The 22,797-nt window shown below is 48.8% G+C and carries 20 protein-coding genes; all 20 read right to left on the reverse strand.

Annotated features, from left to right (window positions below; all coding sequences use genetic code 11):
- Positions 1-53: 53 nt before the first annotated feature.
- A complete protein-coding gene (locus tag AC6I2O_RS16855) occupies positions 54-1,004 on the reverse strand; it encodes an ABC transporter ATP-binding protein (RefSeq protein ID WP_120392806.1) in 951 nt (316 codons plus the stop codon).
- Positions 988-2,001: an ABC transporter ATP-binding protein gene (locus AC6I2O_RS16860; RefSeq protein WP_120392807.1), complete on the reverse strand. Its 1,014-nt coding sequence runs from the start codon at positions 1,999-2,001 to the stop codon at positions 988-990. Before AC6I2O_RS16860 ends, AC6I2O_RS16855 begins: the two co-directional genes overlap by 17 nt.
- Positions 2,002-2,011: 10 nt before the next feature.
- The gene (locus AC6I2O_RS16865; RefSeq protein WP_120392808.1) at positions 2,012-2,890 is read right to left on the reverse strand and encodes an ABC transporter permease; all 879 of its coding nucleotides are present in this window, start codon (positions 2,888-2,890) and stop codon (positions 2,012-2,014) included.
- A 14-nt stretch (positions 2,891-2,904) separates the two neighbouring features.
- Positions 2,905-3,837: an ABC transporter permease gene (locus AC6I2O_RS16870; RefSeq protein ID WP_120392809.1), complete on the reverse strand. Its 933-nt coding sequence runs from the start codon at positions 3,835-3,837 to the stop codon at positions 2,905-2,907.
- Between the two features lie 152 nt (positions 3,838-3,989).
- The gene (locus AC6I2O_RS16875; protein WP_120392810.1) at positions 3,990-5,072 is read right to left on the reverse strand and encodes a M24 family metallopeptidase; all 1,083 of its coding nucleotides are present in this window, start codon (positions 5,070-5,072) and stop codon (positions 3,990-3,992) included.
- Between the two features lie 41 nt (positions 5,073-5,113).
- A complete protein-coding gene (locus AC6I2O_RS16880; RefSeq protein ID WP_120392811.1) occupies positions 5,114-5,599 on the reverse strand; it encodes a MarR family winged helix-turn-helix transcriptional regulator in 486 nt (161 codons plus the stop codon).
- Between the two features lie 106 nt (positions 5,600-5,705).
- Positions 5,706-7,406, reverse strand: coding sequence for an acetyl-CoA carboxylase carboxyltransferase subunit alpha (locus tag AC6I2O_RS16885; RefSeq protein WP_497743309.1), 1,701 nt, complete (start codon positions 7,404-7,406; stop codon positions 5,706-5,708).
- Positions 7,403-8,755: an acetyl-CoA carboxylase biotin carboxylase subunit gene (locus AC6I2O_RS16890; protein WP_497743310.1), complete on the reverse strand. Its 1,353-nt coding sequence runs from the start codon at positions 8,753-8,755 to the stop codon at positions 7,403-7,405. Before AC6I2O_RS16890 ends, AC6I2O_RS16885 begins: the two co-directional genes overlap by 4 nt.
- Positions 8,756-8,763: 8 nt before the next feature.
- On the reverse strand, positions 8,764-9,192 hold the full coding sequence (gene fabZ, locus AC6I2O_RS16895) for a 3-hydroxyacyl-ACP dehydratase FabZ (protein ID WP_120392814.1): 429 nt from the start codon (positions 9,190-9,192) through the stop codon (positions 8,764-8,766).
- A gap of 15 nt (positions 9,193-9,207) precedes the next feature.
- The gene (gene accB, locus AC6I2O_RS16900; RefSeq protein WP_120392815.1) at positions 9,208-9,669 is read right to left on the reverse strand and encodes an acetyl-CoA carboxylase biotin carboxyl carrier protein; all 462 of its coding nucleotides are present in this window, start codon (positions 9,667-9,669) and stop codon (positions 9,208-9,210) included.
- A gap of 89 nt (positions 9,670-9,758) precedes the next feature.
- On the reverse strand, positions 9,759-11,000 hold the full coding sequence (gene fabF / locus AC6I2O_RS16905; RefSeq protein WP_497743311.1) for a beta-ketoacyl-ACP synthase II: 1,242 nt from the start codon (positions 10,998-11,000) through the stop codon (positions 9,759-9,761).
- A gap of 9 nt (positions 11,001-11,009) precedes the next feature.
- Positions 11,010-11,750: a 3-oxoacyl-[acyl-carrier-protein] reductase gene (gene fabG / locus AC6I2O_RS16910; RefSeq protein WP_497743312.1), complete on the reverse strand. Its 741-nt coding sequence runs from the start codon at positions 11,748-11,750 to the stop codon at positions 11,010-11,012.
- 30 nt (positions 11,751-11,780) lie between these two features.
- On the reverse strand, positions 11,781-12,707 hold the full coding sequence (fabD, locus tag AC6I2O_RS16915) for an ACP S-malonyltransferase (protein ID WP_497743313.1): 927 nt from the start codon (positions 12,705-12,707) through the stop codon (positions 11,781-11,783).
- Positions 12,700-13,638 carry an enoyl-[acyl-carrier-protein] reductase FabK gene (gene fabK, locus AC6I2O_RS16920; protein ID WP_120392817.1) on the reverse strand — a complete coding sequence of 313 codons (939 nt, stop codon included), beginning with the start codon at positions 13,636-13,638 and terminating at the stop codon, positions 12,700-12,702. Before fabK ends, fabD begins: the two co-directional genes overlap by 8 nt.
- 15 nt (positions 13,639-13,653) lie before the next feature.
- Entirely contained in the window at positions 13,654-13,872 is a 219-nt protein-coding gene (gene acpP / locus AC6I2O_RS16925) for an acyl carrier protein (protein ID WP_120392939.1), read from the reverse strand.
- A gap of 82 nt (positions 13,873-13,954) precedes the next feature.
- Positions 13,955-14,914, reverse strand: coding sequence for a beta-ketoacyl-ACP synthase III (locus AC6I2O_RS16930; protein ID WP_120392818.1), 960 nt, complete (start codon positions 14,912-14,914; stop codon positions 13,955-13,957).
- A gap of 177 nt (positions 14,915-15,091) precedes the next feature.
- Positions 15,092-15,883 carry a sugar-binding protein gene (locus tag AC6I2O_RS16935; protein ID WP_497743314.1) on the reverse strand — a complete coding sequence of 264 codons (792 nt, stop codon included), beginning with the start codon at positions 15,881-15,883 and terminating at the stop codon, positions 15,092-15,094.
- Positions 15,884-16,027: 144 nt separating this feature from the next.
- Positions 16,028-18,544: a glycoside hydrolase family 3 N-terminal domain-containing protein gene (locus AC6I2O_RS16940; protein WP_497743315.1), complete on the reverse strand. Its 2,517-nt coding sequence runs from the start codon at positions 18,542-18,544 to the stop codon at positions 16,028-16,030.
- A 215-nt stretch (positions 18,545-18,759) separates the two neighbouring features.
- The gene (locus AC6I2O_RS16945; protein WP_497743316.1) at positions 18,760-20,079 is read right to left on the reverse strand and encodes an ABC transporter substrate-binding protein; all 1,320 of its coding nucleotides are present in this window, start codon (positions 20,077-20,079) and stop codon (positions 18,760-18,762) included.
- An 86-nt stretch (positions 20,080-20,165) separates the two neighbouring features.
- Positions 20,166-22,751, reverse strand: a complete 2,586-nt coding sequence (locus AC6I2O_RS16950; protein ID WP_120392822.1) for a response regulator — start codon at positions 22,749-22,751, stop codon at positions 20,166-20,168.
- Between the last annotated feature and the right edge of the window lie 46 nt (positions 22,752-22,797).

Below are 22,797 nucleotides of genomic sequence, written 5' to 3' on the forward strand. Positions count from 1 at the left end.
TAAATCTGTTATCACTGCGGCCCTGTCTCATGCAGGACGGAAGTGTAACCTTTTTATTTGTATAAAACGCATGCAACCTCATGAGCGTTCTCTACCTTTTTCAGTGGTACATCGGCCTGCGTACACTGCGGACAACAATGCTTGCAGCGTGATGCAAACCGGCATCCCGGCGCAGGATTGATCGGGTCCGATACCTCGCCGCGGATAATTTCTTTGTTCATTTTTTCGCCAATTACCGGCTGCGGAATGGCGGCCAGAAGTGCTTTCGTATACGGATGCAGGGGATTCCGGAACAGCTCAGCTGCCGGAGCCTTTTCCACGCACTGGCCCAGATACATAACCATGATCTCATCCGACATATGACGCACTACAGACAGGTCATGCGTAATGAACATATACGTAAGTCCCATCTCTTCCTGCATATCCATCAACAAATTGATGATCTGAGCCTGAATTGAAACATCTAGCGCAGATACCGGTTCATCACAGACAATAAATTCCGGATTCAGTGCAAGTGCACGGGCGATTCCGACTCTCTGTCTGCGTCCTCCGTCCATCTCATGCGGATAGGCGTTGATGAAACGCTGATCGAGTCCGACCTTTTCCATGAGATAGGATACGTGATCTACCAGCTCACCTTTCGCTTTATGTACCTTATTGGAAATCAAAGGCTCTGCGATCAGCTGAAATACCGACATACGCGGGTCCAGACTCGAATACGGGTCCTGAAAAATAATCTGCATTTTACTGCGGTAGGCCTTCCGACGGGATGGACTCAGTTTCAGCAAATCCTCTCCTTCAAACCAAATCTCACCGGACGTCGCATTGTTCAGACCGATCATTGTACGGCCAAGCGTTGATTTTCCGCAACCACTCTCCCCTACCACACCGAGTGTCCGGCCTTTTTCAATGGAGAGATTCACACCGTCCACGGCGTGCAGGTATTCTGTTTTGGACAGCTTAAAATATTTTTTCAGATCAACTGTTTTAATCAGCTCTGCCATCGTTCTCTCCTTTCCGCATCAGATTGCATTTAATTTTATGCGTGCCGTTTTCGTACTGATAAATCTCTCCGGATTTGCAGCACTCCATGCATTCCTGACAACGCGGATGGAAACGGCAGCCTTCCGGCAGATTCGCCGGGTCCGGCATCAGCCCGTCGATTGGTTTCAGTCTCCGGCTCTCTCCGCTGAGGCTCGGAATCGCATTGAACAGTCCGATGGTATACGGATGATGCGGCCGGTTGGGATCAAAAATCTCTTCGAGCATACCGTACTCAACGATCTCTCCGGCATACATGACCGCTACCTTGTCACACGTCTGAGCAACCACGCCAAGATCGTGCGTAATCATAATCATAGAAGTGGAAAGCTTCTGTTTCAGCTCATCCATCAGGTTCAAAACCTGTGCCTGAATTGTCACATCGAGCGCCGTCGTCGGTTCGTCCGCAATCAGCAGAAGCGGTTCGCATGCAAGGGCAATCGCAATGACAATTCTCTGCTTCATACCACCTGAAAATTCATGCGGATAATTGATCTTTCTTCTGGCTGGAATTCCTACCAGTTCAAGCAGTTCATCCACACGCGGTTCCAGTTCTTTCTGCGTCTTGTTGCTGTTATGGATGGCAAGTGACTCGTAAATCTGCTCGCCTACTGTCATCAGAGGGTTCAGGGCCGTCATCGGGTCCTGGAAAATCATAGAAATACATGCTCCTCGAATCAGGCGCATCTCTGCCTTATTTTTGGTCAACAGTTCATCTCCACGGTAGCGGATGCTTCCGCTTTTCACTTCACCGGTACGTTCCGGAAGAAGCTGCATGATTGCAAGTGCGGTTGTCGTCTTTCCGGCTCCGGTCTCTCCTACCAGGCCAATCGTTTCTTTTTTATTGATACTGAAGCTCACGCCGTTTACCGCATGCACAACGCCGGCATCCGTATTGTATACTGCTGTGAGGTTCTCTACTTCCAGAATCTTGTCTGTATGTTCTATCGTATGATCCATCTTTATCACCTCAGTCTTTCAGTTTCGGGTCAAGCGCATCCCGAAGCCCATCTCCCATCAGGTTCAGAGCCAGGGCCGTCAGCCCAATTGCGATTCCCGGGAACACAACGATATACGGATACATCGTCATAAACTGCTTTCCTTCGTTGAGCATCGCACCCCATTCCGGTGTCGGCGGCTGAATACCCATGCCAAGGAAGCTGATGCCTGCCGCATTCAGGATCATGGTGCCTACTGCCATAGTTGCCTGCACAATGATCGGTCCGATTGCATTCGGGATTACATGCTTCACAATAATTTTCAGATTCGATGTGCCGCATGCACGCGCTGCCTCGATATAATCCTGTCCCACAACAGAGAGGATCGCTGCACGTACGATACGTACATACTGAGGAATATTTGCAATCATCATAGCCAGCAGTACATTGATCAGACTGTTGCCAAGCGCTGTTACAAGCGAAAGCACCAGAAGCATCAGCGGAATACTCATGATGGTATCCATGATTCGCCCGATCACGGAATCAATTTTTCCGCCGTAAAATCCCGCGACGGAACCGAGAAGGCCCCCGACTGTGATACCGATTGCCACTGCGCCGATACCAACCAGCAGAGAATTTCTCGAACCATGAACGATTCTCGCAAAAATATCACGTCCGAAATTATCTGTACCAAACCAGTGTGCGGCTCCCGGAGCTTGCAAACGGTCCATGATGTTCTGTGTCAGCGCTGAATCATAAGAGACAATCACATCGGCCAGAAGCACGACCAGCATAATCAGAGAAAACACGATCAGCCCGAACACCGCTGTTTTATTTTTCAGAAACCGGCGCCAGATATCGCCAGCCTGACTTTTTTTCTTTATTTTTACCTTTACTGTATTCTCACCCATGTCTTTTCCCTCCGCTACTTTCTTTCATATCTTGATTTGATACGCGGATCAATGTATGCATACAGCACATCCACGATCAACATCAGGATGGCAAAGAACGACGCCAGCATAACTGTCGCTCCCGTAACAATGGGAACATCCTTCGTACGGATTGCTTCAATAATCAGAGAGCCAACACCTGGAAGTGTAAATACCGTCTCAATCGTAACAGTACCGCCCAGCAGTCCGCCAAAGTTAATACCGAGAATCGTTACAACCGGAAGCAACGCGTTGCGCAGCGCATGCTGCATGATAATTTTACTCTCTCTTTGTCCCTTTGCTCTAGCCGTACGGATATAATCCATACGGATCACTTCCAGCATAGAGGTACGCGTCATACGCATCTGGGATGCCAAAAACGGACACGCGGTCGTAATCCACGGCAGTATGTAATGCTTCAGATCTCCGCCTCCAAAGGAAGGCAGCCAGCCAAGATATAAGGAAAACAGCAGAATCAACATCATACCGATCCAGAATCCTGGAAACGAAGCAAGCGCCATCGCAATTGCCGTCGCGGAAAAATCCAAGAAACTGTACTGCTTCACCGCTGATAAAATGCCGACAAGAATACCTATCACGGTTCCAATCAGAATCGCCCCGACTGCCAGCGTAACCGTAACCGGAAGCCTTGCAATAATTTCGCCCATAACCGGACGGCCTGACTTCCAGGAATTACCCATATCGCCATGCACCAGGTCTGCCACGTAATTCACATAACGAACCGGAAGCGGTTTGTTGTACCCAAGTTCTTCATTTTTTGCATCAATCTCTTCCTGTGACGCCCGCTCTCCAAGAATCAGCGTACCGGGATCTCCCGGTGTCAAATCCATGATAAAGTAAACGATAAAAATAACCGCAAGCAGGGTAGGAATGAGTGTCAGAAGTCGTTTTAATATGTATTTTGACATGTTTCATTTCCTCCAGTTTTCTCTTTTCCCAGTATTTGTGGTGCTTTTTTACATTAAACAGGCAAAGTACCCGTTTAAAATAGAAGACGCCGTTTTGAAAAACCGGCGCCCTTGCCGTACATCTATTCTCTTTTTGCTGATTTGTTCTGTGATTATTCTGCCGGAATCACCTGAAGGTCCTTCGTGTAATGATTCAGCAGTTCCACGCCGTCCTCTGTAACCAGAACGAGATCCTCAATTCGTACGCCTATATCATCCGGCAGATACGCTCCCGGCTCAATCGAAAAAATCATCCCAGGCTCGGCAACTAACGGACTAGATGGCGATACGTCTCCTTTTTCGTGTACCTCACGGCCGATAAAATGCCCCAGCCGGTGTGTAAAATTAGGACCATAGCCGGCTTCTGTCAGCACCCGGCGCGCAATCCCGTCGATATCCTTAAGCGGTACCCCCGGTCTGATGGCCGCCTCTGCTGCAAGCTGTGCAGCAAGTACACTTTCATACACATGCCTGTGCGCATTGCTGACTTCTCCGAAAAAGAACGTTCGCGTCATATCGGAGCAATAACTTTCATATGTACATCCGACATCCAGCAGGATGCAGTCTCCAACTTTCAGAACCGTGTCATCCGGCTCATGATGACCGCACGCCGCATTGCCGCCGAACGCCACCGAAGGACTGAATGAAAAATCTTTGCCTCCAAGCTTTCGGTAAATCTCCAGCAGCTGTCCCGCTATCTGCTTTTCCGTCACACCCGGACGAATCAATTCTTTAAACTTGGCCATCGCCTTGTCATTGATCTCAGATGCCCGGCGCATCAGCGCTTTTTCTTCTTCGTCTTTGTGCGCCCTCACCGTATCCAGACAATCTGATGCCGTGCGGTATCCTGACGCTGCGTTCAAATCCATCAGGCGCAGTAAAAATCTCGCCCTCATACCTCCATCCACGCCCAGCACTTTGTCGTGCTCTACGCAGGAAGCAAGCAATTCTGCGCCGTCTTGTCCATCTTCGTACCAGAGAATCTCAATACCTGAAACTTCACTGAGTGTAAAAAGACGGTTCGCAATCAGCCGATGACTCCCGCTCTCGTTCAGATACAGGGCCCAGAACCGCTCAATCGGCTCCTCATAATGTCCGGCCAGATAACAAATGGAATGCGGATTGGTGATCACGAGCTGCCCAATCCCTTCTTTCTTCATCTCTGCCAGAACTCTTTGCAGTCTTTCACTATTCATTTCTGTCGCTTCCTTTTTATTGAATCTTTCGGATTAGCATACTATAATTTCTGTTTTTTTTCAAGTACAAATTCTTCCATCCTACAATTTGTCTCATAATTCCTGAAAAATTCTGCCAAACTTTTGAGCGTTTTCAACAATACCTCAATTTCATCCTCCCGCAAACTTTTTATCACCGCTTCCGTCATCTTATGATGATATTCCTGGTGATGCAAAAACGCCCTTTCACCCTTTTGCGTCAGACGAATATTAACAACTCTGCGGTCACGGTCGCTGCGCTCCCTCATCACATAGTTTTTCTTTACCAGACTGTCCATCGCAGTTGTCAGAGAACCGACTGTGATATCCAACTTTTTGGCGATCGACGACATGCGGTTGCCAGCCCCCATGCCGACGGCTTCTATGATATGCATATCATTGTTGCTGATATCTTTAAATTCTTGTGTAATGATGGCCTCCCCTTCTTTTTTCCAGATTTCATTAAAAAGATTTACAAGAACATCATTGATTACTTCATATGTCTGCAAGGTCCGTCTCTCCCTCTTTTGTCTTTACTGACAGTATAACCACTCCGGGCTTCCAGAATCAATCTTTTCTTTTCCATAATACACAGATTTTTCTGCACTTTGCCTGTTACATTGCCCGAAAACGCTCATACCTGCGTGCTGTGAGCGTTTCCTTATCCACCGATTCGTACCGATCTAAGAATTCATCCATCCTGTATTCCAGCTCCCGGGTCAGCTCTTTGAAATTATTTATCGTTAAAACCTCCGGTTCCGGAATGATTTTCTCAATGATTCCCAGCTTTTTCAGATCACCTGACGTCAGCTTCATAATGCCGGCAGCCTCTCTGGCACGTTTGCTGTCTTTCCACAAAATCGCTGCAAATCCTTCCGGTGACAAAATTGAATATACTGCATTCTCAAGCATCCAAACCTCATCGGCCACTGCCATGGCAAGCGCGCCGCCGCTTCCGCCCTCCCCGATCACAACCGAAAGAACCGGAACCTTCAGATCTGACATTTCAAACAGATTTCTCGCAATCGCCTCTCCCTGCCCGCGTTCCTCTGCCTCAAGACCGCAGAAAGCGCCCGGCGTATCTACAAAACAAAAAACGGGACGATTAAATTTCTCTGCCTGTTTCATCAGACGCAGTGCCTTGCGGTACCCCTCCGGGGAGGGCATGCCGAAGTTTCTCTTAACGTTTTCTTTTACGTCCCTTCCTTTTGCCTGCGCAATCACAGTAACCGGGCGTCCGTGGAATTTTGCAATGCCTCCGATAACCGCTGTGTCATCCTTATAATATCGGTCCCCATGCAGCTCAACAAAATCCGTAAACAAATCGTCGATATAATCGCGTCCGACTGGACGGTCCTTTTGTCTTGAGATCTGCACACGTTCCCATGCATCTATTTCCTTTACACTATACGCTGCCCTTTCTGCCTCATCCTTCTCACAGCCCTGTCGTTCACTCGGCTCATGAAGCTTTAAAAGGCCAGACAGCACCTCCCGTTCCTCCTCACGCCCGACAATCGCGTCCAGGAAACCGTGTTCCAGCAAAAACTCGGAACGCTGAAAGCCTTTCGGCAGCTTCTGTCCGATCGTCTGCTCGATCACACGCGGCCCTGCAAAACCGATCAGTGCATTTGGCTCCGCGAGAATGACATCCCCAAGCATGGCAAAGCTTGCCGTCACGCCGCCGGTTGTCGGATCTGTAAGAACAGATATAAAAAGCAGTCCCGCTTCACTGTGACGCTTCAGGGCTGCACTTGTTTTCACCATTTGCATCAGGGAAACAATTCCCTCCTGCATTCTCGCCCCGCCGGAACAGGCAAACAAAATGACCGGTAGCCTTTTTTCAACGGCTCTCTCGACGGCTCTCGTAATTTTTTCGCCGACCACTCTTCCCATACTGGCCATCAGGAAACGTCCGTCACAGACACCAATCACGGCTCTGCTTCCACAAATCTTTGCTTCTCCCGTAATTACTGCCTCATCCAGCCCCGTCTTCTCCCGCAGGGTATCCAGTTTTTCCTCATAGCCTTTATAATGCAACGGATTTCCGGAAGCAATGCCCTTATCCCACTCCTCAAAACTTCCTGCATCCACAATCATCTCAATTCTGCGATACGCGTCCATTCGAAAATATCCGTGACATTTCGGACAGATGTAGTGCCAGTTTTTGACTTCCTCCGAAAAAATCGCCGCCTTACAGATATTGCATTTCTTCAGCAGCCCATCCGGCACCTCCGGTTTCTGATTCGCTGTCCCGTGACCGGATGTGGATTTCTGCGGTTCATAACATGTTTTTTTAAACATTCCCTTTAATTTCATACGCTGTCTTCCTCTTGCCCGAGCATTTCAATAAATCCGATATCAAAATTTCCCTGCCGATATCTCTCATTTCCTGTAATCTCATATAAGTAATCAATATTCGTATCAATTCCCTCTATAATCGTTTCGCCAAGCGCACTGCGCAGCTTGGCAACCGCTTCTTCCCGCGTATCGGCATGCACGATCAGTTTGGCAATCATCGGATCGTAATACGGAGGCACCGTATAACCGCTGTATATGGCAGCGTCAATCCGGATTCCCTGCCCTCCCGGAAGATATAGATCCGTAATGGTTCCGGGACACGGCCGAAATTTCTGTTTCGGATTTTCCGCGTTAATTCTGCACTCGATTGCGTGTCCTTTCAGCCTGATATCCTGCTGACCATACGGCAGCTCCAGGCCCGATGCAATCCGAATCTGTTCTTTAATCAGATCCAATCCCGTCACCCACTCAGTCACCGGATGCTCGACCTGAATCCTGGTGTTCATCTCCATAAAATAAAAGCTTCCGTCATTTTCCAGCAAAAATTCAATAGTTCCGGCTCCTGTATATCCGACCGCCTTTGCCGCCTTCACAGCCGCTTCCCCCATGTGAGAACGCAGCTCCCCGGATATTGCCACAGATGGCGATTCCTCGATCATCTTCTGGTGGTTTCTCTGAATGGAACAGTCGCGTTCTCCAAGGTGCACCACATTTCCGTACGTATCTGCAAGAATCTGAAACTCAATATGTCTCGGATGCTCCACAAAATGCTCCAGATACATCGTGTCATCTCCAAAAGACGCCCTGGCTTCTTTTTGCGCGGTCAGAAAACAGCTCTCAAATTCTTCCCGTTCAAACGCCACGCGCATGCCTTTCCCACCGCCGCCCAGCGCTGCCTTTATGATCACCGGATATCCGATTTCATCCGCACGGACAGCCGCCTCCTTCGCATCATAAACCTCCTGGCTTCCCGGAATTACCGGAACGCCTGCCTGTATCATCGTCCTTCTTGCCTCAGCCTTCTGCCCCATCTTCTGCATCACTTCCGCACGCGGACCGATAAACACAATGCCGCATGTCTCACAAAGCTGTGCAAATCTGTAATTTTCTGACAAGAAACCAAACCCCGGATGAACCGCGTCAGCTCCGGTTATCATCGTGGCGCTGATGATACGCTCCATGCTCAGATAGCTCTCGGACGCCGGAGCCGGACCGATGCACACTGCCTCGTCCGCAAGCTGTGTATGAAGTGCCTCTTTGTCCGCTTCCGAATACACCGCGACAGTCTGAATCCCCATCTCACGACACGCCCGGATAATCCGCACCGCAATTTCCCCCCGGTTCGCAACCAATACCTTTTTTACCATACCATCACCTAACCGATCATAAACGTCAATTCTGCACTCACTACCGTCTTCCCGTCCACACTGGCCACAGCCTCGCCAATCCCGACCGGCCCTTTTTGCTTTATTATTCTCGTTTCGAGTCTCACCTTATCCCCAGGCCTGATTTTTCCCCTGAATTTGCATTTCTGAATCCCGCCAAAATACGCAATTTTCCCCTTGTTTTCTTCCTGGCTCAAAATTGCAACCGCACCGACCTGCGCCAGCGCTTCTACAGTAAGTACGCCTGGCATCACCGGCTCCTGCGGAAAATGCCCGGCAAAAAAATCCTCTCTATACGTCACACATTTATAACCGACTGCATATTTTCCAGCCTGATAATCTTCTATATAATCCACCAGTAAAAACGGATGTCTGTGCGGAATAATCTCTTTGATCTGGTTAACGTCCAAATGATTCATACTTTCCTCCTGCATTTAACGAATCCGAAACAACGGCTGCCCGTATTCCACTGCTTCCCCGTTCTTCACAAATACCTGCTCGACCACACCGTCACAATCACTCTCAATTTCATTCATCAGCTTCATCGCCTCGATAATTGCCAGTACCTGACCCTTTTTCACACGATCCCCCACTGCCACAAACGCTTCCGCTTCCTCTGACGGCGCCGCATAAAAAGTCCCGACAAGCGGAGACACGATCATCCTTCCCTCACCCTGCATTCCAGACGCTTCCGCTTTCTCCTGATCGTCCCACGTCTGCTGCTCTAATTCTGCACCGGCAGTTGCTGTATCAGGGACACGGTCAACCTCTGTTGCACCGGCCTTGGTTCCCGCCTTGCCCATCCGAATCCGAACACCTCTCTCTTCATATCTAAATTCTGTAAGCGCTGACTTCGACACTGCATCAATCAGCCGCAATAACTGCTCCAAGTCCATACCATATCTCCCTGTTCTCCATATTTTTTACAGCCAGATCCGAACCCTAATCTCAAAACTATCTATAATTAACTCCTTTGCACGGTTGCTCAATCCCCTTGATACTTTTTTATAAGAACGGCTGCATTATGCCCCCCAAAACCAAGTGAATTGCTGAGCGCACATCGCACTTCTTTATGAAGCGGAGCACCCACGGTATAATTCAGATCACACGCTTCGTCAACCTGCGCCGTACCTGCGGTCTGGTGAATAAAGCTGTCCTGCATACTCTTTACACACGTAATGAATTCTACGCCGCCCGCTGCCCCGAGCAGATGACCGATCAACGACTTTGTTGAATTAACCGCCACTTTTTCGGCCGCCTCGCCAAGCGCAAGCCTGATTGCCCGCGTCTCGTACAGATCATTGTGATGTGTACTTGTGCCGTGTGCATTGATATAATCCATTTCTTCCGGAGCCACATTTGCCTCATGCATGGCAAGCAGCATGGCTCTGGCCGCAGCTTCTCCGTCTTCTGCTGGAGAAGTAATATGGTACGCATCACACGTTGCTCCGTAGCCTGCCACCTCCGCATAAATCCTCGCGCCTCTTTGTTTTGCATGTCCAAGCTCCTCGAGCACCACCACACCGGCTCCTTCCCCCATAACAAAACCATTCCTGTCTTTATCAAACGGAATGGAAGCACGCAGCCGGTCCGTACTCGTCGTAAGCGCTGTCAGGCTCGCAAAGCCTGCAACGGAGGTCGGACAGATCGCACTCTCTGTTCCCCCTGCAAACATCACATCCGCATCCCCGCACTGAATCGCGCGCATTGCATCTCCGATTGCATGAGTTCCCGTCGCACATGCAGTTGTCACACTCGTACATTTTCCTTTGCAGCCGATCTGAATTGCAATATTGCCTGCTGCCATATTCGAAATCATAAGCGGCACCATAAGCGGCGCCACCCTCGCAGGTCCCTTCTCCAAAAGTCTGTTATATTCCCGTTCTACCGTTTGCAGGCTTCCGATTCCGGAACCCACAATCACCCCCACGCGATACACATCTTCCTGATTCAGATCAAGCCCGGCATCTGCCATTGCCTCTTTGGCCGCCGCCACCGCATACTGTGCAAACGGCTCCATTCGTCTGGCTGCCTTCGCATCCATACAATCCCCTGCCGTAAAGTTTTTCACTTCTGCTGCAAGCTTTACTTTATACGCAGATGTATCAAATTTTGTAATTGGCCCGATTCCGACCTTTCCCTCTTTCACAGATGCCCAGAATTGCTGCACATCATTTCCGATTGGCGTAACAGCGCCAAGGCCTGTCACTACGACTCTCCTCTTCATCTTTCCCTCCTACATGACCATACCGCCGTCTACCTGAAATACCTGGCCTGTAATATAGCCGGCCTCTTCCGAAGCCAAAAATGCGGCCATAGCCGCAATCTCCTCCGGCTTTCCAAATCTTCCAAGCGGAATCTGACGGACCGCCGCTTCCTTTACTGCATCGGAAAGCGCTCCTGTCATATCAGTCTCAATAAATCCCGGCGCGATTGCATTGACCGTAACGCCACGGGAAGCCAGCTCTCTTGCCGCCGACTTCGTCATGCCAATCACTCCGGCTTTGGAAGCCGCGTAATTTACCTGTCCGGCATTCCCGGCCACACCGGACACAGAAGCCAGATTGATGATCCGCCCCCCTCGCTGTCTGATCATCTGCCTTGCCGCAAAACGCAGACAGTGAAACGTTCCCTTTAAATTTACTTCAATCACCCGGTCAAAATCTTCCTCCGTCATCCGCGCCAACAGACCGTCTCTTGTAATTCCAGCATTATTCACAAGAATATCGATTCTTCCGTATGTCTCAATCACACCCTGAAAAAATGTCTCACAGGCAGCATAATCCGAAACGTTGCACTGCACTGCCTGCGCGCGGCCGCCTGCTGCCTCAATCTCTGCCTGCACCGCCTGCGCTTTTTCCGCAGACCCATTATAATTCAGAACCACCGTCGCTCCGGCACTGGCCAATCTGCACGCAATTGCTCTTCCAATCCCTCTCGACGCCCCTGTAACAACTGCAATCTTTTCCTCCGTCATCTTCACTCTCCTCCTGTTCTCCTGTGGTTTTCACATATCCTGCAACTGCGACAAAACGCTCTCCAAATCCTCCACGGTCTGAATAGAAAAACATCTCACGCCCCTGTCAATTTTTTTCACAAAACCACTCAATGTTTTTCCGGGTCCGATCTCTACAAATGTTTTGACTCCGGATGCAATCATGTGGCGAATGCTCTGCTCCCATCGAACGGGTGATGCCACCTGCTGTGCAAGCAACGTCTTTGTCTGCCCAATCTCCGTCACAGTCTCTGCTGTTACATTCGTCACATAGGGAATTTCAAGATTTCTCCACCGAACATGATCGAGTTCTTTTTGGAGCGCTTCGCCCGCCCCACACAGCATCGGCGAGTGAAACGGCCCGCTGACGTTAAGCGCAAGCACTCGCCTCGCTCCTGCCTCCAGAAGCGCCGCTTTTGCCTGCTCTACTGCAAATGTCCGCCCGGTAATGACAATCTGGCCGGGACAATTATAATTGGCAATCGTCACACCGCTGATTCCAGACAGTACTGCTTCAATTTTTTCCGTCTCCATCCCCAGTACGGCCGCCATAGCACCTTCCCCCCGTGGAACAGCCTGCTGCATCAAAATTCCCCGCACGCGTGTCGTCCGGATCGCGTCCTCATCGCTCATCCCTCCGGCTACTGCAATCGCAGCATACTCGCCAAGGCTCAGCCCAGCCGTAATATCTGCCCTCAGTCCTTTCTCCATGGCTGTGCGTGCCATCGCAAGGCTGGCTGTTACCAGCGCCGCCTGTGTATATTCCGTCTGGTCGAGTTTCTCATTCGGTTCAAAACAGAGCGCCCTCATATCGAATCCCAAAGCCTCTGACGCCTGGTCAAACATCACTTTCGCTGTTTTGCTCTGCTCATAAAAGTCTTTTCCCATGCCGCATTTCTGTGAACCCTGTCCCGGGAAAAGAAACGCTGTTTTACTCATAGAATCCGGCTCCCCCGATCAGTGCGTCCGTCTCTTTTACGAGTTTTTCGATCAGTTCCTGACAGGAAAGCTCTTCTTTGATCATTCCTGCGATCTGTCCTGCCATTACGCTTCCATTTACCGTATCTCCTTCGACAACTGCCTTTCGAAGTCCGCCCAGTGTCAGAAGCTCAAGCTCCTCAAAAGAGGTTCCCTCTTTCTCCATACGGAGGTATTCTTTGGTCATCTGGTTGCGCAGTGCCCGTACTGGATGGCCTGTTGTGCGGCCTGTCACACAGGAATCAATATCCTTGGCTTTCAAAATCCGCTGTTTATAGTTTTCATGAACCTGCGCTTCCTTTGTCACGACAAAATGAGTGCCGATCTGTACCCCTTTTGCGCCGAGCATAAAAGCGGCTGCCACACCGCGGCCGTCTGCAATTCCACCTGCGGCGATCACCGGTATCTGGACGGCATCTGCAACCTGAGGCACAAGTACCATCGTCGTATTCTCGCCAATATGTCCCCCTGACTCACTTCCTTCTGCCACAACGGCATCCGCTCCCGTGCGTTCCATCCTTCTTGCAAGCGCCACAGACGCCACAACCGGAATAACCTTTACACCGGCAGCCTTCCACATTTCCATATATTTTTCAGGGCTTCCCGCTCCTGTTGTTACGACCTTTACGCCTTCTTCCACAATCACCTTTGCGACCTCGTCCGCATACGGACTCATCAGCATGATGTTAACGCCAAACGGCTTCTCCGTCTTTTTCCTGGCTTCCCTGATCTGCTGGCGCACCCAGTCTGCCGGAGCGCTCGCAGCGCCGATCAGTCCCAATCCGCCTGCCTCTGACACACCTGCTGCCAGATGATGCTCTGCTACCCAGGCCATACCTCCCTGGATAATCGGATACTGTATGCCAAGCAATTCTGTAATCTCTGTCCTCATAACGCGTCTCTCCTTTTACCGGTTTAAATACTCCAGAACTGCTCCAACCGTTGTGAGCTGCTCCAAATCCTCTGTCGGAATCTCTTTCTCGTATTTTTCTTCCAGCGCCATAACCATCTCGAACAGATCGAGGGAATCTGCCCCCAGATCCTCTTTAAAAGAAGTCTCTTCTGTGATTTTCTCTGCATCTACATTCAGACTCTCTGCAATAATCTCTCTTAATTCTTCAAACATAATCTTATTCTCCTTTTCATTCATACAAAGTTCATAAATATTCTTTTTATTGTAATCCGGCAATTCCGGTAATTACCTTTTATCAGCCCCAGGTTACTACAGACGCCCCCCAGGATAGGCCAGCCCCGAATCCTGCAAGCACAAGACGCTGCCCCTTTTTCAGCTTCCCGCTTTTCTTCAGCTCATCCAGCAAAATCGGAATGCTTGCAGAAGAAGTATTTCCATATCTGGAAAGATTCATCGGAAATTTTTCCAGTGACTCCCCAAGCCGCTTCGCCACTGACTCTACAATCCTCTGATTCGCCTGGTGCAGAATATAATATGTAATCTCAGCTCTGGAAAGCTCCGCTTTTTCCAGTACCTCTTCTATGACCTCCGGCACCCTCTTTACTGCAAATTGAAACACAGCTCTTCCATTCATACGCAGATGGGTCATTTCTGTTCTTTCCTGCCAGCGGCTCTGATGGTGTGTCTCACACGTCAGCGCATCCCCCAGTCTCCCATCCGAATGCAAAACTGACGCCCCTCGCGGTCCATCCTGGACACAGATCACAGCAGCCCCGGCTCCGTCGCCAAACAAAATACACGTGCTGCGGTCCTGCCAGTCGACCAAATGCGACAGGCTTTCCGCGCCAATCACAAGCGCACAGTGGCAAAGACCGGATTCCAGATACGAACAGACCGTATTATAGGCAAACAAAAAGCCGGTACATGCTGCATTCAGATCAAAACAAAACGCATGCACGGCGCCTATTGCTCTTTGGACCTCACACGCCGTACATGGAAAGATCACATTCGAGGAACTCGTTGCCACAACAATCAGGTCAATCTCCTCTGGCAAAATCCCTGCATCCAAAATAGCTGCCTCTGCCGCCTGCGATGCCATAAACACAGTTGTCTCTGTCTCTGTAATATGCCGCGCCTCGACTCCGGTCCGCTCCCGTATCCACGTATCACTTGTTTCTACCATTTGTGAGAGCGCCTCATTCGTGAGAATGTTCGGTGGAACGTACGAACCCGTTCCCTTTATTACTCCAGTCATTGTTCTTCACCATCTGCCCTTTATTTATTTTATTCTATTTTATTTTAAATATATTTGATTTTAAAATATTTTGATTTTAAAAGTATATCACAAAAAAACAGGCTGTCAACACTTTTTTCAAAGCGGACAGCCTGTATCATCCAATAAGTCCTGCATTGCAGCGCTTATTTCTCTTTCCTATTCAAATGTCACCCGGCCCCACACGCTCGGATTTTTATCGCTTTCTGCCGATCCGGACCAGCTGATCTGTACGCTGGCCTGCGTATTCGGGAAAGGATAGTCATTGTCAGTCATACAAAAATCAAAATTAACTGTATCGCCTGCTGTCGGTACATAGGCTTCAATGTAGTCATTGGAAAAATTGGCCCACGGAATTACAGCCTCAAAAATGAAACCTTCATCAGTTATTGTGTAAGTTCTCTCATACCCCTGCAGGACCTTATCGCTCCCCTCCATCCCCTGGGTGCTGAAACGCGCAAGGTTTTCCCGCTCGATCATAGAACGGTCAATCGCTGTATACCAGTTTGTCTTATCCATCATCAGGTATACCAGAAAATCATTTGTCTCATAAGCGGTACGATCCGGGTCTGCATCCGGATTGGTGGAAATGTAAAGTTTGAAGTTATCCTCCATATTATGTGCAAGCTGCCCGACTGCGCCAAACGGCGTTGCCTCTTTTGCATCTACAGCCAGATACAGATTTTCTTCATCCCACATCAGATAAACGCTACTGCTTACATCCGTCTCGCCAAGCCAGTGCTCTGCATCCCGGATCACCTGTGATTCGTCTTTAATCTCGATAGGCGAGGACAGATCCCACTCACTTAAATCTCCGTCAATCGTAACGGCTCCCTGTGCCTGATGTGCAACAGCCGTACTCTCTCCGGCCAGTGCCGTGCAGGAAAACATCCCAAGGCAAAGTGTCGCAGCTCCTGGTATTAGTAATGTTTTTCTTACTTTATTCTTCATGTTTGTATACATTCCTTTCCTGTGATAAAACAAAAGTATGCCTCATACACTCTTGTAATATAAAATTCCTGATATGAAAAACCGGGCGCTGCTGTTTTGGCAGCGCCCTTGAAAATAGTAGAAGAAATATTTTCAGTTTTCAGATTATTCGACAACGATTGTCTCGCTCATATCGCCAACGCTGATGGTATGCTCGCCAGCTTCCAGTGTCAGCTCTACGCTGATGACACGGAACTGTCCTTCATCCAGAGCTACGAATTTCTCTGCTGCAACGTTTTCGCCATCCATTACCTGAACGGTCATATGTCCGTCGCCGCCGTTGTTCTTTGCTACGAAGGAAACCTTGAACGGAACGCCTGCCTGCTGAGTTGCAGTTACTGCTACTGTCTGCATCTGAGTTCCCCATCTGGTCTCAACCTCAACCTCTTCCGTTGTGCGCGGTACTGTTAACAGACTCAGCTCGATCGCTGCCGGGTTGCTGTAGCTCATACCATAGTCGGTTGTCCAAAGAACGTCTCCAAGGTTATTTGCCATTTCGATGTTTGGATTTTCCTTAGCCAGCATTGCCATGTACAGACGTGTCTCATCGTCTACGCCGATATCATTCTGCAGCTCGCCCCAGGAAAGATAGTAATCATCCTCATAATAGGCTCCCTCAAATACGGTACTTCCTGCCGGTTCTTTCTCACCGAACAACATCGCTGCCGTAATGGACGGTGTTGTATAGCGATAGAAGCTTCCTACGTTCGAACCGTGATCCGGTGTGTTGCTATAGGTCTGCATCAAAAGTGCGTCAGATACCTCTACCTGCTCCAGCGTCGGCTCCGTAAGGCCGCTCCGCCCTTCTGTTCCTTCGCTGATCAGAACAACTGGCTTGCCTGCTGCCTGCGCATCCTCAATCATATAATAATAAGCATCGTCAAATGTTGTTACATGGAACAGACACACGTCTGCTGCCTCCATCGTATCAACTACTTCGCCATATGCGCCAATTGCTGTCCTGTCGCTTGCCTTCAGATCTTCTGTTGTTCCATCTACGTATACCTTTGTACCTGCTGCCAGCGGAAGAATGCTGTTCTCATTTTTCAGAAGGATCGTAGATTCAACCATCAGCTGTTCTTCCATCTCAGCAAGTTCACTGCGGCGTGCACGGTTGATATCGTCATTGCTCATTACTGCAAACGGCTCTGCCTGATATTCCTCAGAACCAAGCAGTGCAACTGCGTCTTCCCAGTCTGAATACGGATCTTCAAAGATACCAAGATCAAACTTGTTGCGCAGAACGCGTGCCACATGCTCGTCAAAGTCTTCACTTGTAACAAGACCCTGCTCTACTGCTTCAATAATCAGATCCGGATAAGCACGGCAGAAGATTTCTTCCTGATGCTCGCTCAGATCATCGCCAAGAATTGCACTGTAACAGCTGAACATATCAACGCCTGCATTCAGAATCATTGCATAGCGCTCAGTTGCGTTCAACGTAGAGATGTCGATACCATCGGAGGTAACGCCTGTGTTGCTCATAATCCATGTGATATCCAGCGGCCAGTCAAGACAGACAACGCCTTCATAGCCCAGATCCTCACGAAGGATGTCATACGTATCTTTGTCCATGTAACCCTGAACGCCCGGAGTAATACCTTCATTGTTGTTCGTCATGATGTAGTCTGTACCTGCATCAACAACTGCCTTCCATCCTACCATCCAGCTGTCCAGAAGGTTTGCCGGAGATTTTGCTTTTACATATGCATTACGTCCGCCACGGGCAATGAAGTGTTTGGAATGAGCACTCCAGCCATTGTCCTGGTAAGCATTTGTCTCGATCGCGGACATCTTTGCGATGTACTGCGGATCATCTCCGTAGAAGCTGCCGATCTCATTTCCATAGCCATGGAATACCTGATGGTAACCAAGTGCTGCGGATTCTTTGGAATACTCTGATACAAGATTGTACAGAAGTTCTTCATCATGAGCCACACCAAATGCATAATGAGGCATATCGATCATGCCGCCCCATGTATTGTAGGAACGGTCACCGGAAAATACAACCGGAATACCAAGGCGGTTCTCCTCTGCAATGCCCTGGATTGCATTAAATGTATCCAGCTGATCTTTCGGATTTCCTGTAAATGCTGCGATATAGGTCGTAACATTCGTTCCTTTGATCTGGTAAGCCATCGGTACGATATTCGTTCCGTTTACGTTTACAAGAGACTCTGTAGAATAAAGACATGCTTCCGGATCATCTACATAAGGTGTTCCGGTAGCAGATACATTACCGCGGTCCTCTATGTCGTTGCTCAGATTGCTGACCGTGCTTCCGTTGCTTCCGAATACACAGGAGAAAATCAGTGTGCCTGCTTTTTCCTGATCGGTCATCTGAGACAGAAGATCCTGAACACGTGCTTCCTGATCCTGACGCCAATCTTCATAAACATCCAGCTCACCGTCTTTATCCAGATCACGGAAATACAGGCCATCCGCTTCTATAAAACCTTCCGCACTTTTGTTGCTCAGGCGAACCTGCTCACCGTTTGCCTCAATATAATAAAAACCTGAGGAGCTTTCTTTGATCACCGAATCGTTCTCTGCTGCCAAAGCCGGAACACACATCGCATTCGCAGCCACTGCCATCGCAAGCGCTAATGGAAATTTCTTCATAAGATTACCACCTTTTTCTTTTCTATGAATTGTTTTTACTGGTTCTATCTTTTTGAAAACTTCGCGCAAAGTTTCAATGACGTTGCCCCTGCCGACCGGCAAATTCACCCGGCCAACGGAAGTAACGTCATCATAGCACACCATTTTTTTACATTCAATTTGATTGTCATCAGTGGTTCTTAATTGTCACGAATGGCAGCACTTTCCAGAAAATTCTATTGCTCCAAGGATGCCCGCTGCAGGCTGTTAAATTTCTCCATACACGCATCTACCGTAGCCCCATGGAGCAGATCACGCACGATCAGACACGTGTTGCCCCACTGCTCCACTTTCATTCCTGCATTTGTGGCAAGCACATAAACATTTTCTTGAATTTTATCGTTCAATGGCTTCAATGCTGGAATGCATTCCACCTCAACATTCCTGGAAGGAGAGATTACTTTGTTCGTCTCTGCATAAACCTGAAGCGCTTCATCTGAGAGAATCACCTCCAGCGTACGCATTGCGTCTTCTGCATGCTCAGCCTCTGAACTGATTGCCAGTCCTGTCATAGATACAACCGGCATCTGCCCGCGGCTACTCGGCAATCCGATCACCTGCAGATTGAAATCCGGAGCTCCATAAGCCGTTTCCGCATTGGCTGCCCCCCAGTAGGCCATGACGATCGGAGTTTTCTGCGCCAGAAAATCTGCCCCTTCTCCCTCAATCGCCTCACTGACTGCTGCCTTCTTCGCATCAATATACCCCTCGTCGATCAATTTCTGAAGAAATTCAAAACCGGGGCGCATATAGTCGCTGTACTTTCGCTCCCCGCGGTTCAGCGCCTCTATCTCCGCCTCTGTGTTTCCCCCATTGTACAAATCCGCATACGCCTGGGCAAAAACAAAGGTTTCCAGCCACCAGCGGTTCGCACCGATCGGCGTATCAATTCCGTTTTCCTGAAACACCTTACAGCATTCCAGCAGATCCTCCGGAGTCTCCGGCAGCTTCAGGTCATACTGTTCAAACATATCCTGATTCACAAATAACCCATATGCAACAACCTCCTGCGGAATCGCAACCAACCTGCCATTTACGGTATTTGCCGTTTTCACGACCTCTCTTAAATTCTCTGCACTGTCAAGGCAGGACAGATCCAGCAGCTTTTCCTCTTCCCCAAGGGCCTGAATCACGTCAGGATTCAGCAGATAAATATCATCCATATTGTTGCGGGCCCGCTCAAGCGCCACGTCATCGTACGTTTTTTCCTGATAGTTTTCCGCCGTATAGGTTATATACGCAAGATTAACCCCCAGCTTCTCCTCTGCCATGGCTACGGTTTGGTCAAACGCACTTCTCGCGACATTTTCAGCATTTGGTTTTATCTTTTCCATGGGGCTGAATAAATTTACTGTCTTTTTATTTCCAACCTCTGTCACAATCAGATTTTCCCCTGTTTGTCTGTCCTGCCCACACGCTGTTACGCCAAATACCGCCATTGCTGCCAGCAGCGCTACCTGAACGAATCTGCTGCTCTTATATTTTTTTCTTACCATTCCTATTTTTGAGCCCTTTCCTCTCCTATACAATTCCAATATCTGTAAAGGCGTTTATGCAAGATAGAATACCATTCTATCTTTCTCTATCGATACGCTCTGATCACCGCCTTTAACAGCTCGATATCAAGAGGCTTTGCCACATGGGCGTTCATCCCCGCATCCAGCGCCGCCTTTTCATCTTCTGCAAAAGCATTTGCCGTCATCGCAATAATCGGTATCTCTTTTGCACGGCTGCAATCCAGCGCCCGGATTGCCTTTGTGGCCTCATAACCGTTCATTACCGGCATCTGCACATCCATCAGGATTGCATCAAACTCAGCTGGATCAGCATTTTGGAAACGTTCCACTGCCCTCTGTCCATTTTCCACAATTTCACAGCTGGCGCCTTCCATATCCAGAAGCTCTGTCAGAATTTCCGCATTGATCTCGTTATCCTCCGCCGCAAGAAAATGCAGCCCTTCCAGACTGTTGTCCTGTACACTGTATTCTTTTTCCGCATCTCCCATCTGCAGCTCCTGAATTTTGTCCTTCAGTGCAGAGACAAAAAACGGTTTGGTCAAAATACCTGTATTCTTGATCTGAAGAACGGATTCTACGCCGTTGGCATCAAAATCGGTCAGAAAAATCAGTGGCACACGATCAGGTAGTGTCTCCCGTACAGCCTTCGCCGCGGCTTCCCCTACTTTTCTGGCACCCTCATCTCTTTCCGCCCCCTGCGGACACCAATCCATGAGAATCACATGATAATTCTTTTCTGCTCTCATCCCATCCCGTATCACCTGTATGGCTTCTTCTTCGTCATCTGCCGTATCCACCAGAATTTCAGCTTCTTCCATCAGTAGCCGGATATTCTTGCAAGCCTGCTCATCCCGATTCACAACCAGAATCCGGCTAATTCCGTTTTCCTTCCAGAAGCGCTTGTCAGCCTGGTCTTCCGGGATACGGAATTCCAGTTCAACCCGAAACAGACTGCCCTTATTTACTTCACTGAAAACCTCGATTGTGCCGCCCATAAGCTCGACAATATTCTTCGTGATTGCCATGCCAAGCCCCGTACCTTGCACCTTGTTGGTTGTACTGTTTTCCGCCCTTGTAAATGCATCAAAAATGGTAGTCAGGTATTCCGGCGTCATTCCATAGCCATCATCCTGCACCTCAATCCGGATATGCTCATACTGACCTGACCGTTGTTTCAATCCGATGATACGGAACCAGATGTTTCCGCCATCCGGCGTATATTTCACCGCATTAGAAAGAAGATTGATCAGAACCTGATTGACCCGCATCTCGTCTCCGATCAGATATTCATGCTTGATATCCCGGACCTCGACGTAAAAATTCTGATGCTTTGCTTTCGCCATTGGCTGAATAATCGCATCCACCGACGATACCAGATCATTCAGGGTAAATCTCTCATAAGCAAGCACAACCTTCCCGCTTTCAATTTTAGATACATCGAGAACATCATTTATCAGACTGAGCAAATGCTGTCCGGAGGCCATGATCTTTTTCGTATATTCCCGCACTTTGACCGGATTCTCCGCATCCATGGAAAGAAGCTTTGTAAAACCAAGAACCGCATTCATCGGCGTTCGAATGTCGTGCGACATATTCGAGAGAAATGTTGTCTTGGAATGATTCGCAATCTGAGCGGCCTGCAACGCCTCCGCAAGCTGTTTGTTATGAATTTCGCGCTCCGCTTCCCGTTCCGACCTGATCTTATTTTGCTGACTCTGATTCCAGTAATACAAAACGCAGCACACAAAAAATGCCACCAGCATCACAGCGACAACAATATAGATATTCTGGTTGACCGTTCTGCCCTCCTGCTGAATTGCCTCAATCGGTACATACCCAACCAGAAAAATCGTCCCTCCATTCACTGCCCACATATAATTCAGCGCCTGCACGCCTTGAATATTATGATAAAACAAAAGATCCCTGTTGTTTTCCAGACAATCGGCAACCTCTTTTTGAAGCTTCTCATCTTCAATGCTGTTCGCCCGGTAAAAATCTTCCAGATTCAAATGCCCCGCACTGCGTTTTCCCATGCCTTTTGGTTTCAGCACAAAACGCTGTGTCTCTGCATCCATAATGTAAAGCATAGCCCGCTGATTATAAAATCCGTCCGGTAATGAACGGTCCAGGAAATCATAGACGTACTCAATATAAAGCGTGGCGATCTCCTGACCGTCTTTTTCAACAGGACATTTCATGGAATAAGCCCATGCGCCCATATAATTGACGTAGGATTCTGAAATCGGAAGACCATTCACTTCTCCCCCTTGGGTAAAGTCCAGAGCTTCTCCTGAAAAGTTTTCCCCTGTATTGGAAACTCCTTGCGTCTGCCCCGACTGGATCAGAGATACTTTTGCTATCATCTGGTTCTTCCCGTAGGAACGAATATATTCTTCAGGATCTTCTGTCGATGCAACTTCCCTTGCAATCATGGTCTGAAATTCCGCTTCATTTCTCAGAACCGCCTCGATTGTGCTTTTAATCAGATTCAGACTTTCGCTCAGATTTTGAATTGCGGACGCAGACATTTCCCGGGATATCTTCTGCGACACGGAAAAAACAACAGCTCCCAAAATACTAAAAACCAATAGAATCGGAATGAACAAAGAAATCCCTCTGTTTTTCCTGCTCCGGCTCTGTTTCTCCTTCATCCTCAATCTCCCTTTCTATCAAAGCATCTGTGTCCTCCCCCAAAAG

Source organism: Blautia sp. St.27G3 (assembly GCF_059728505.1).